Source organism: Bacillus sp. 522_BSPC (assembly GCF_001076885.1).
GTDB lineage: Bacteria > Bacillota > Bacilli > Bacillales > Cytobacillaceae > Niallia > Niallia hominis.
The window spans coordinates 1-12886 of record NZ_JVDT01000085.1 but is presented as its reverse complement, the minus strand read 5'-3'; the positions used below and the strand labels follow the sequence as shown (position 1 = coordinate 12886).

Annotated in this window: 10 protein-coding genes; 7 read left to right on the top strand and 3 right to left on the bottom strand. The window is 37.0% G+C overall.

The genetic code is table 11. From position 1 onward, the window contains the following. The first annotated feature begins 328 nt into the window (after positions 1-328). The 6 genes from ADJ83_RS06885 (at position 329) to pgmB (ending at position 8005) form a co-directional block, all read left to right on the top strand. Positions 329-1585 carry an extracellular solute-binding protein gene (locus tag ADJ83_RS06885; RefSeq protein WP_048717294.1) on the top strand — a complete coding sequence of 419 codons (1257 nt, stop codon included), beginning with the start codon at positions 329-331 and terminating at the stop codon, positions 1583-1585. 232 nt (positions 1586-1817) lie between these two features. Further along, on the top strand, positions 1818-3119 hold the full coding sequence (locus ADJ83_RS06880; RefSeq protein ID WP_048717292.1) for a sugar ABC transporter permease: 1302 nt from the start codon (positions 1818-1820) through the stop codon (positions 3117-3119). Position 3120: 1 nt separating this feature from the next. After that, a complete protein-coding gene (locus tag ADJ83_RS06875) occupies positions 3121-3957 on the top strand; it encodes a sugar ABC transporter permease (RefSeq protein ID WP_048717290.1) in 837 nt (278 codons plus the stop codon). Between the two features lie 119 nt (positions 3958-4076). After that, complete coding sequence (locus ADJ83_RS06870; protein WP_048717288.1) at positions 4077-4949, top strand: DUF1189 family protein; 873 nt, start codon at positions 4077-4079, stop codon at positions 4947-4949. A gap of 12 nt (positions 4950-4961) precedes the next feature. Then, positions 4962-7238, top strand: a complete 2277-nt coding sequence (locus ADJ83_RS06865; protein WP_048717286.1) for a glycoside hydrolase family 65 protein — start codon at positions 4962-4964, stop codon at positions 7236-7238. A gap of 107 nt (positions 7239-7345) precedes the next feature. Then, positions 7346-8005: a beta-phosphoglucomutase gene (gene pgmB / locus ADJ83_RS06860; RefSeq protein ID WP_048717284.1), complete on the top strand. Its 660-nt coding sequence runs from the start codon at positions 7346-7348 to the stop codon at positions 8003-8005. A 462-nt stretch (positions 8006-8467) separates the two neighbouring features. On the opposite strand, the gene ADJ83_RS06855 is transcribed toward pgmB, so the two are convergent. Continuing rightward, entirely contained in the window at positions 8468-10237 is a 1770-nt protein-coding gene (locus tag ADJ83_RS06855; RefSeq protein ID WP_048717282.1) for a glycoside hydrolase family 13 protein, read from the bottom strand. A gap of 413 nt (positions 10238-10650) precedes the next feature. On the opposite strand from ADJ83_RS06855, the gene ADJ83_RS06850 reads away from it, so the two are divergent. After that, positions 10651-11607 carry a LacI family DNA-binding transcriptional regulator gene (locus ADJ83_RS06850; RefSeq protein ID WP_031537663.1) on the top strand — a complete coding sequence of 319 codons (957 nt, stop codon included), beginning with the start codon at positions 10651-10653 and terminating at the stop codon, positions 11605-11607. 60 nt (positions 11608-11667) lie between these two features. Here the strand turns inward: ADJ83_RS06850 and hxlB are convergent, their stop codons facing one another. After that, entirely contained in the window at positions 11668-12216 is a 549-nt protein-coding gene (gene hxlB / locus ADJ83_RS06845; protein WP_031537664.1) for a 6-phospho-3-hexuloisomerase, read from the bottom strand. After that, a complete protein-coding gene (gene hxlA, locus ADJ83_RS06840; protein ID WP_031537665.1) occupies positions 12209-12856 on the bottom strand; it encodes a 3-hexulose-6-phosphate synthase in 648 nt (215 codons plus the stop codon). The genes hxlB and hxlA overlap by 8 nt, the downstream gene beginning before the upstream one ends. Positions 12857-12886: the final 30 nt, after the last annotated feature.

Here is a 12886-nt window from a genome sequence, read left to right as displayed (position 1 = left end):
AAAGGTAACAGAGAGCCCGTCTCTGAGCCCGAAAACAGGAAAAGAAAGGCGGAAAGGTAACAGAGAGCCCCCTCTGAGCCCGAAAGCAAAAAAACAAAGTCAAAGAAGTAACTGAGGAAGGAACCCCATCAAATCACCACTAATCCCAAATAACGGTTAAACTATAGAAAACACGCAAATTAACGTATATTTACCCAACATTAGGTAATCTATGCATTGATGTGTGTGGATGTTACATTCTGTTATCGGTAACACAGAGAAAGCGATTGCATTAAAACGGTTTCAAATTTACAATGAGAATGTGAGATAAACAAGGAGGGAAAATTTCATGAAAAGCTATAAAAAACTATTAATGTCAGGAGTAGCATTACTTACTGCATTCTCTTTAACCGCTTGCGGCAATGATACAAAAGATAGTTCAAAAGGCGAATCTACTGACGGAAAACAAACATTAACCGTGTCAGTTGATGGCGATGGGTATAAAGAATATATTGAAAGCATTAAAGGTGATTTCGAATCTGAAAATAATGCAGAAGTAAAAGTAGTAGTAATGGCAATGACAGATCAAGCAGATGCTTTAGCATTAGATGGTCCTGCCGGAACTGGTCCAGATGTATTTATCGCTCCTTATGACCGTGTTGGTTCAATGGGTAGCCAAGGTCATTTAGCTGAAGTGACAACACAGCCAGAAGGAATTACAGATACAGAATCAAAGCTAGTAACGTTTGAAGGAAAACAATATGGTACACCATTTGTTATCGAAACTTTAGTAGGTTTTTATAATAAAGATTTAATTAGCGAAATGCCAAAAGATTTCTCAGAGGTAGAAGCATTAACAAAAGATAGCAAATATGCATTCGCATCTGAGTCAGGCAAAAACACTGCATTCTTAGCAAAATGGACAGACTTCTATTTTAGCTATGGATTAGTTGCAGGATATGGTGGATATGCATTTGGAAGCGAAGGAACAGATCCAACTGATATCGGTTTAAATAATGCAGGTACAATTGATGCGATTAAGTATGCAAAAACTTGGTACGATCAATGGCCGAAAGGTATGCAAGACGTAACTGGTTCTGGTGACTTTATTACGGAAATGTTTACTACTGGTAAAACAGCAGTAATTATTGATGGTCCATGGATGGCATCTACTTATAAAGATGCAGGTGTAAACTATGGTGTTGGTGCAATTCCTACATTACCAAACGGTGAAAAATTCGCTGCATTTGGTGGAGGAAAAGCTTGGGTAGCTTCTTCATATGCTCAAAATCCAGAATTAGCTGCTAAATGGTTAGAGTATGTTGGTAATGCTGATAATTCAACAAAATTCTTTGAAGCAACAAACGAAATTCCTGCAAACACTATCGCACGTGAAGCAGTTCCTGCAGATAACGAATTAGCACAAGCTGTTATTGTAAACTTTGAAAACGCTTCTCCAATGCCTAATATTCAACAAATGGCAGAAGTGTGGGACGGTGGACAATACCTAATGTTTGATGCAGTTTCTGGTGCAAAAACACCTGAACAATCTGCAGAAGATACAGTGAAAAATATTAAAGAATCAATTGAACAAAAATACAAATAAGTTATGAAAAGGGGAGGGAGGTATTTAGTTCCCTTCAGTCGAAATTTCTAATTATCACAGCAGATAATTAGAAATTTCTTCTTTCCTTAACGCAATCGTTTGCATTCGAAAATGCTTTCAAATACAAATTGGTTTATCAAAAAAAGTTGGTCGAGTGATGATTTCTTTTGGTAAATCAATAAATTACCATATATGCAACAATATGCAATTTAAAGAAAGGGGATAGCCCATAATGAGTAAAAAAGAAACAAACCATAAACAGAAAGCATCCCTGTTATCCATTATTCCTGGGTTAGGACAGTTTTATAATAAACAAGCATTTAAAGGAATAATCTTCTTTGCTCTCTTTTTAGTGTTTGCTATAGAGATGACGCTTACTGGGTTTCAGGCTTTAGAAGGACTAATTACATTAGGAAGCATACCTCGTGATGATCACTCGTTATTCCTAATGATTAAAGGAACATTGCAATTAATCTTATCTGTTATCTTTTTATTCTTCTATATCTTGAATATCCTTGATGCTCGCAAAATTGGGACTTTAAGAGACAGAGGAGAAAAGATTAATACAAAGACACTTGATATTTTGAAAAATCTTTGGGAGCAAGGATTCCCTTATATCTTTACATTTCCATCCTATATATTAATGGCTTTTATCATTATTTTCCCAGTATTAGTTACATTGTTTATCGCTTTCACAAATTACGATTTTCAGCATATCCCACCATTTAAGCTAATTGATTGGATTGGGTTTGAGAACTTTACAAATATATTCTTTTTAAGTTCTTATCGAGCAACATTTATGAAAATTCTAGTATGGACATTGATTTGGACATTTGGAGCAACCACTTTACAAATTGTTCTTGGAGTCGTTGCGGCAGTTGTATTACATCAAAAACATGTAAAAGGAAAATCATTTTTCCGGATTCTATTCTTATTACCATGGGCAGTACCAGCATTTATTTCTATCATGGGATTCTCTAATATGTTCAATGACAGTATTGGTGCCATCAACGCCCAAGTAATTCCGTTGATTAATCACCTTCCGCTCATTGATATACCGGCAATCTCTTGGAAGACAGATGCGACTTGGACAAAAACCGCGCTAATTATGATTCAAGGATGGCTTGGCTTCCCGTATATTTTTGTCATGGTAACTGGAGTACTGCAATCTATCTCAGATGATCTATATGAAGCGGCAAACCTTGACGGAGCAACTGCTTTGCAGCAATTTCGCAACATTACATTACCGATGATTTTATTCGCTACAGCGCCAGTTATGATTACGCAATATACATTTAACTTTAACAACTTCTCTATCATCTACTTATTCAATGAAGGTGGTCCGGGAAGTATTGGCTGGAATGCAGGATCAACAGATATTCTCATTTCTTGGATATATAAGCTTACGACAGGTCAAGCACCACAATATGCTGTTGCAGCAGCGGTAACACTGATCATATCTGCAATCGTTATTGCGGTATCACTCATAACGTTTAAGAAAACTAATGCTTTTGGCAATGAGGAGATGATGTAGGATGAGTATGAAAGCATCGCGACTAATAAATAGAATATTGACGTATGGTTTTCTCGGAATCCTATCAATAATAATCATTTACCCATTATTGGTAACAGCATCAAGTGCATTTCAAGCAACCAATATGGCGGCATTTACGTTGAAATTAGACGCAAACTGGGGACTAGATAATTTCCGAAGACTTTTCAGTGAAACCAATTATTTAAGCTGGTATAAAAATACGATTATTATCGCTATCGCAGTAATGATTGTGCAAGTAACATTGGTAACTCTTTCTGGATATGTATTCAGTCGTTATCGCTTTGTAGGAAGAAAATATAGCTTAATTTTCTTCTTAGTTATTCAAATGGTTCCAACAATGGCAGCATTAACTGCTTATTACGTACTAGCAACTGTACTTGGAGCAATCGATTCCTATTGGCTACTATCATTAATCTATATCGGCGGTGGAATACCGATGAATGTATGGTTAATGAAAGGATACTTTGATACCATTCCACGTGAATTTGACGAAAGTGCTCGTATTGATGGAGCAGGTCATTTGAGAATCTTTATCCAAATTAATTTGCCATTGGTGCGTCCAATGCTTGCCGTTCAAGCTTTATGGGCATTTATGACACCATTTAATGATTTCTTATTATCAAAGTTCTTATTGCGCTCCAACGAATTATTAACATTGGCAGTTGGACTGCAAACATTAATTTCCAACCCGCGTGAACAAAAGGTAGCACTATTTGCAGCAGGAGCGGTTCTTGCGGCATTGCCAATTGTTGTCTTGTTCTTCTTCCTGCAAAAGAACTTTGTATCTGGGTTAACTAGCGGTGGTTCAAAAGGATAAAAATTAGAAAATATTATTTCTGGGGGGGCTGTTAAAAACCAGTGGGTGATGCGACACCCCCGACAATAAAACATATTAAGAAACAACGAAGAATTTTAAAGTAAGAGAGTGGGAGTACAATGAAGAAATCGGAACCATTTTTGATGCAATATTTTAAGTCAATTATTACACCTACAAATGTATTTAAGGGTAAGAATTTATTAACATGGCCAAAAATGATTTTCCTTTTTATTTTCTTAATTGCATGCATGATGATGCCGACCTCTATTCAAATGGCTAAATTGACTACCTTCCCATTTGAATTTTTATTTCCTCGGACAGCCGAACTAATAACGGATGATTTTGTTGAAGCATTGTCCTCTAAGCAAGTGAAAGATGGAAAACTAATGGGAGTAGAGAATCAATATGCAGAAGAAACAGATGGAAATGTTATTGCAATTGACAAAGACAATAAATATGAGATGACTGGGGAAGATCAGACATTTGGTATAAAAGGATATGCCAATGCCGTTGTTTTTAAAGAAGACTATGCAGTAATTGCGGAAGATAATGGATTCGGATTTCAATTGTATTATCCAACAAATGAGGAGAAATATCCTTTTAAAATAGAAAGCAAGGAAGATGTCCTGCAATATATCGGAACTTTATGGTATGTGCAGAACAAAGCCTTTCTTCTGCCAATCCTGTTACTATTACTAGCTGGTTTATATATAGCGATGAATGTGCTGCAATTTCTATTTATGTCACTTGTTTTATGGCTAACAAAGAAATCCAATATTACGAATATAAGAACCTTTAAAGAGGCAGCGAACATTGTCCTTAATGCAGCAGGTTTACCAACCATTTTAGCAGTAATTTATGGATTCATTCAATTTGATGTAGCGACATTAATCATGATTCAAGGACTTGGAACGGTATTAATGATTGCATTTGCATTTTTTAGAACAGGTTTTAAGGAAAAAGGATTAAAGGTAGATTCAGATAAAGCATAGGGAGAGAAGATTATGTCGAATAAGCGCCTTTTCGAAATAAACAGCTGGAAGCTAATATCAAATAAGTTGGAAAAAAAAGAAAAGCGATTGCAGGAAAGTCTAACCTCCATTGGAAACGGATATATGGGGATGCGCGGAAACTTTGAAGAAGGCTATTCAGGAGATTTTCATCAAGGTACGTACATTGCAGGTGTATGGTTCCCTGATAAAACAAGAGTTGGCTGGTGGAAAAATGGTTATCCTCAATATTTTGGTAAAGTGATTAATGCACTAAATTTCATTGGTGTAGATATTTATGTAGACGGTACCAAAGTAGATTTGTATAAAGAAAATCTGATTGATTTTCACCTAGAGCTAGATATGAAGGAAGGGATTTTAAAACGAAGCTTTATCCTTCAAAAAGGAGAAAATCAAATCCAATTTGAGTTTGAGCGTTTTTTAAGCATTGTTGCAAAAGAGGTTTGTGCAATAGATATAAAGGTAACTGCACTAAAAGGAGCACCTAAGATTGAATTGGTTCCCTATCTAGATGGAGATGTAACAAATGAAGACTCCAACTATGATGAGAAATTTTGGGGAGAAATCGGAAGAAAGGTTGAAGCCAATTCAGGTAACCTAATAATGAGAACGGTTGATAATCCTTTTGGTACGCCAAGGTTCGCAGTCTCAGCTTCGATGGTTAATACGATTAGTCACTTAGAAGTGACTTCTTATAATGAAAAAACAATGTATGTTGCTAATGCATATAACAATAAGATTAATCAAGGGGAGTCCATCTATCTTCAAAAGTATGTGGCAATTTCAACTTCTCGTGATTGGGAAGAAGAAAAACTAGCAACAGTTTCTGACATGTTAGCAAGAAAAGCGCAAGAAAAAGGATATGCCGCTTTAAAGGAAGAGCATATTGCAGCATGGGCAGCACGCTGGGAAAAGGCAGATGTGCAAATTGAAGGAGACGAAGAAGCACAGCAAGGAATACGTTTTAATATTTTTCAATTATTCTCTACTTACTATGGGGAGGACGCTCGCCTGAATGTAGGACCAAAAGGCTTTACAGGAGAAAAGTATGGAGGGGCCACTTATTGGGATACAGAAGCATATATTGTGCCGATGTATTTAGCGGTTGCAGAGCCTAAAGTAACAGAACAGTTGTTGCGTTATCGACATCAACAGCTTCCTGGCGCAGAACATAATGCGAAACAGCAAGGGCTTAAAGGGGCATTATATCCAATGGTAACTTTCACTGGTGTAGAGTGCCATAATGAATGGGAAATTACCTTTGAAGAAATTCATCGAAATGGTGCTATTGCACATGCAATCTTTAATTATTCAACATATACAGGCGATGAAACCTATGCATTAAATGAAGGATTAGATGTGTTAGTAGGAATCAGCCGCTTTTGGGCAGATCGTGTACACTATTCGAAAAAGAATGATCAATACATGATGCATGGGGTAACAGGACCAAATGAATATGAGAATAATGTAAATAACAATTGGTATACAAATAAGATTGCAACTTGGACACTTAGATACACATTAGCATTACTTGAAAAAGCTGCTCCGCAAAGAAAGGCAGACTTAAACATTGGAAAAAGTGAGTTAGTTAAATGGCAGGAAATTATCGATAAGATGTATTTCCCTGTAGATGAAGAATTAGGTATCTTTGTCCAGCATGACACGTTCCTAGACAAGGATCTTCGTCCAGTGGATACCTTATTAAAAGAAGAAAGACCGCTTAATCAAAATTGGTCTTGGGATAAAATATTGCGCTCCTGTTTCATTAAACAGGCTGATGTTTTACAGGGATTGTATTTCTTAAATCATGAATTTAGCTTAGAAGAGAAAAAGCGCAATTTTGACTTTTATGAACCAATGACGGTGCATGAATCAAGTCTATCACCATGTGTTCATTCTATTTTAGCAGCAGAAATTGGGCTAGAGGAAAAGGCATATGAAATGTATCAACGTACGGCTAGATTAGACTTAGATAATTATAATAATGATACAGAAGATGGGCTGCATATTACTAGTATGTCTGGAAGCTGGCTAGCTATCGTACAAGGATTTGCCGGGATGCGCACAGCAACAGGGACTCTTTCCTTTGCGCCATTTGTTCCTAAGGGTTGGAATAGTTACTCCTTTACAATCAATTATCGTAATCGATTGATTAAAGTAACAACCACTTCTGTTGATGTAAAATTAGAGCTTCTATCTGGAAACCCACTAGAAATTCAGTTATATGGTAAAGCTATTTTATTAGAAAAAGAGTTTGTTGGAAAGAAATAAATAGTAGAAGGAAAGGAGCACTGATTAATTATCATTTTAATGCTATATGAGGAAAGGCAGGCATTAGAATGGAATGAAAGCAGGCTTTAAATAGGGAGGGATACAGTTTGTTAAAAGGTATAATTTTTGATTTAGATGGAGTTATTACAGATACAGCAGAGTACCACTATTTAGCATGGAAGAAGACAGCTGAAGCAATTGGCGTTCCGTTTAATCGCGAGTTTAATGAAGAGTTAAAAGGTGTTAGTCGAATGGACTCGCTTTATAAAATATTGGATTATGGCAGAATACGTGAGCAATTCTCCAAAGCACATGTGGAAGAGCTGGCGCATGATAAAAATACGTATTATCAAGAACTAATAAAAGAAATTACCCCTAATGATTTATTGCCAGGGATTGAAGCGTTTTTGACAGAATGTAAAGAAGCAGGTTTGAAAATTGGTCTTGCGTCGGCAAGCAAAAATGGACCAGTAATTTTAGATAGATTAGAAGTAACGTCTTTCTTTGATACCATTGTAGATCCTGGCACTTTAAAAAAAGGAAAGCCTAATCCTGAGATCTTTGTAAAAGCAGCAGAGCAATTGCAGTTACAAGTAAATGAATGTGTTGGTGTGGAGGATGCCGAGGCAGGCATTCAGGCAATAAAGGGAGCAAATATGTTTGCGGTTGGTGTTGGAACACCTGAACGGATGAAATTAGCAGATTGGCAAGTAGGCAGTACTGCAGAAATTACTCTTGCACGATTAAAGGAAAAGTTAGCTGAATAATAGGGGACAGGAGAATGGAGCGTATGATGCGCTCTGTTCCTTTTTTGTTTTTGGTGTGATAGTGGTTCATAAAGGGGACGGATGAAAGCCAAAAGTGGTGGAGGCATCGGGGAAAAGTGGCGTTCATAAGATGGATGAAAGCCACAGGCGGTGGGGGCATCGGGAAAAGTGGGGTTCATAAAGGGAGTGAAAACCAAAAATAGCGGAAGCAGTAGGAAAAGTGGCGTTCATAAAGGGGATGAAAACCAAAAATAGTGGAATCGGCAGGAAAAATGGTGTTCATAAAGAGGATGAAAACCAACAGCAGAGGGATCGGCAGGAAAAGTGGGGTTCATAAAGGGATTGAAAACCAAAAATAGCAGCCAAAAGCAGAAAAACCGCAATTCCATAGGAGAAAAATAAAAAACGAGACTTCCAATCTTACTCCAAAGTCTCGCTTTCCGAAAACTGCTTACTTGTATATTAATTAGAAGTCTTAAACTGCAAAATCGAAAATTCACCTGGAGAAAGTGTTAGTTCTTTTTCTAAGCTCCAGATAATTTCCTTATCATGATAAAGATTGTGAACATTTTTATTATCGATATCTTGTACAGGAATCGTAAAAGTTTGCTCTTGATCTGTATTATTAATAGAGAAAATAATCTGCTCTTCATTATATGTTTTTTGGTACATCACAATCTTATTATTAGCTGATTCCAAAAAGACAAATGACCCTTTGTTACCGAATGCAGGATGGTTTTTACGAAGGCTAATTAATTTTTGTATATGGGCAAACATATCAAGATCCTGCTTCTCTTTTTCCCACACCATACATTTTCTGCATCCTGGATCCTGTGTGCCATCCATCCCTATTTCATCCCCATAGTAGATACAAGGTGTTCCTGTGAAAGATAAAAGGAATAAATAAAGTAGCTTTACTCTATCCTTTCGATTATTGGCAACCGTCAAGATGCGTGGCGTATCATGACTGTCTAATAGATTAAAGGATACTTCATTTACGCTGTTTGGATACATATGAAGCACGTTGGTAATTGTATGTTTAAACGCTGCAGACGTAATCGCATCCTTCGCAAAGAAATTTACAGCACCTGTTGTAAAGGGATAATTCATTACGGCATCAAACTGGTCTCCTTGTAGCCAGGGCATGGAGTCATGCCATATTTCTCCCAGTATATAAGCATCTGGATTCAATGCTTTTACTTCTGTACGGAACTCTCTCCAGAATTGGTGGTCAACCTCATTTGCTACATCGAGCCTCCAACCATCGATGCCGAATTCGCTTACCCAATAACGGCCAACCTCTAGTAAATATTCCTTTACTTCTGGATGGCTTGTGTTTAGCTTTGGCATAAATGGGGTAAAAGCAAAAGTATCATAGTTTGGAATTGGCGCAGTTTGAATTGGGAATTCACGAATATGGAACCAATCCTTATAAGCAGACTCTTCTGCTTTTTCCATGACATCTTGCCACTGAGGGAAGAAATAGCCACTATGATTAAAGACAGCATCTAACATAATCCGAATGCCATTTTCATGGAGAACATCTACCATCTTTTGAAACGTTTGTTTATCTCCAAATTGTGGGTCGATTTCCATATAGTCGATCGTATCATATTTGTGATTGGAATATGCCTTAAAGATTGGTGTAAAATAAACCCCGTTAACTCCTAAATCAACAAGATAATCTACATGATCAATAACACCTTGGAAGTCACCACCAAAGAAATTAGTTGGCGTTGGTTCTGTGCTTCCCCACTCTAACGTATCGGCGGGATTAAGAGCCGGGTCGCCGTTAGCAAAGCGTTCTGGAAAAATTTGATACCAAACTGTATCTTGTACCCAGTCTGGAGCGTTAAAGGAATCTTCTTTATGCACAAAAGGAATACAAAAATAATAGGCAGTATCGTCCGTTGGAACTTCTTCATAAAATCCCTTTTCGGTATAAATCAGTGTTTCCCCATTAGATAAAAGTTCAAATCCGTAACGTAAGCGTCGGTATTCAGGTTTTATTTCAATAAACCAATAATCATAAAGCTCCGTGCTTCCGCTTTTTTTCATTGCTGCCTTTTCATATTGCCATGCTTGATTAACAAAAATGTAAGGGTCTCCAAAAATGAGCTGAACAGAATCTATATCCGCTTTTTTTGTTTGCAAGCGGATGTGTACGGTGTCGTCATTATAAATATAAGAAAAATTATTGCCTGGTCGATGATAAATAGCTTCTTTTAACATAAAATCTCCCTTTCTACGCGAGCGTTTGCATATTTTGAAGTTGAGTATCGAGCAAAAAACAATTATAATATAAATAGATAAAAGGAAAACGTTTGCACTCCTCTATTATCAACCCAATCGCTGTTTTTATCAAGCATATTTGTAGAAAAGTTTAGATATTTACCCAATCGTTATTTCTCCTCACTCAAAGTTAAGTGCAAGCTTTGAAGATTTCGTAGAGGATAGATGATGACTGGCCGTAAAGTGTTCGAATGGTTGAACGAATTTCTGTAGGGATGGAAGAACGAGATACTGATGGAAGTATTACTTTATGGGTAGAATTTTTGTTATAGAATAATTATGATAATAGGTAGAGTGATTAACCGCTTACAATTTGTGTGTGAATAAATTATATAAATACTGGGGGAGTTCCTTTGGCAACACTTTCAGATGTGGCAAAGAAAGCAAATGTCTCGAAAATGACTGTATCAAGAGTATTAAACCATCCAGAGCAAGTGACAGATGAATTAAAGCAGCTAGTATATCAAGCAATGCAGGAGTTAAATTATGTCCCTAATTATGCAGCAAGGGCTTTGGTTAATAATCGAACACAAGTGATAAAATTATTAATTTTAGAGGAAATGGACACGGTTGAACCTTATTATATGAATTTATTAACAGGTATGAGCCGAGAACTGGATAAGAATCATTATTCCTTGCAGCTTGTAACAAGGACGTCACTTAATATAGGAAGATGTGATGGTATTATTGTTACAGGGATGAGGGAGCCCGATTATCCTTTTATCGGAAAATTAGCAATTCCAGTCGTCTTATTTGGCGAGAATTTGCATGGATACGACTTTGTTGATGTGGATAATAAAAAAGGTACCTATGTTACGACAAAACATATTTTAGAATTAGGATATGAACAGCTTGTTTTTATTGGAATTGACGAGGAAGAGCCCTTTGAACAGCTTCGTGAGGCCGGATTTATGGAAGCACTCGCCGAAATACATGCAGAAGGGGTAATTTTAAGAGTGAAAAACAGCTCAAGAGAGGCAGAGGCAAAAGTATCCGATTTCTTAACGAAGAAAAAGGGGCAAGTTGGATTTGTTTGCGCTTCTGATCGTATTGCTACAGGTGTGATTCGTGCAATACAGAAGACTGGAAAAAGTGTGCCAGAAGATTATGTTGTAACCGGATTTGACGGTGTATTTTTAGATAGAATTTCTTCTCCTACAATCACAACAATCAAACAGCCGTTAATGGAAATGGGCGAAGCTTGTGCCCGTATGCTTCTAAAGAAAATAAATGAACGAAATAAAAATCAAGGGAAACATATTTTTGAACCGAAGCTTATTGTTCGAGGATCGACTGTTCTTGATGCCTAGAGAAAAAAAGGAAGACTGCAGAATGGATGTAGTCTTCCTTCTTTCAAAAGAGAAAATTTATTATTCCATATTACTATGGCGCTTAAAGGCTTCCTCAAATCCAATCGCATTTATCTCAGCAAAGTTTAGACAAATAGCATCAAAAACAATATGGGCACATTGATCGAACAAAGAACCAAGAGGCTGTATAGATTTCGCCTCTGTTGCCTTTCGATATTTTGTGCTTGCGGGAATACAGATTGTATCCGTCGCTTCTTCCACAAGTGGGGAGCTAGGATCAGTAGTTAAGACTAAAACGCTACAACCTAGTTTATGGGCTGTTTCAGCCGTCCATATGACCGATTTTGTTTTACCAGAACCAGAGATAGCAATTAACATATCTTCATTGGAGATAGAAGGGGTAATGGTCTCTCCCACTACGTACACAGTTGCACCTAAATGCATTAATCGCATGGCAAAGGATTTGGCCATTAAACCAGATCTACCTTCTCCGACAACAAAAATCCTCTTTTTTCCTCTGATTAAAGCAGCTGCCTCTATTAATAATTTTTCATCAACCTGTGATAGAACGAGTTGGATTTCCTGTTGAATAGCAGTAAGCTTACTCATTAATATAAACGCCTCCTCTTGCTAGTTGTTTAAATTGTCTTGCTGCTTCTGATGGGTTGACCGCTTTTGTAATAGCAGAGCCAATGATAGCTATATCGATACCATCTGCAAGAAGCTGTGGTAAAGAATCTATTGTTATTCCTCCTGCCGCTGCGATTGTGTGTGAAGAAGTTGGATATGCGGCTAGAATCTGGCTATTTTTCCATTCATTTTTCCCACTTAATTCTTGTTCATCCTTACTGATATGTAAGCAAAAAATAGCATCTTCAATCGTGAGAAGTGACTTTAGCTGTTCACTGGACGTGTTTAATAAATCAATCATCACTCTTTTTTGATAAATTTTAGCGATCTCTATGCAGGTTTCAATGGTTACTTTTGGGGCAGTTCCCATAACAGTGATAATATCTGCTCCAGCAGTGAAGCTAATCTCCGCTTCATATTTAGCATTGTCCATTGTTTTCGTGTCAGCAAGAATGGTTTTATGTGGAAATACCTTTTTCATTTCTCGAATACTTTCCATACCAAATTCTTTGATTAGAGAGGTTCCTACTTCGATCCAATCAATATCTGGTTCTACTAAACTGGTTAAGCGAATTGCTTCTGGAATTGTTAAGCGATCTAAAGCCAATTGAATTTTCATTTGAATGAACAGTCCTTTCTTTTGTTACTA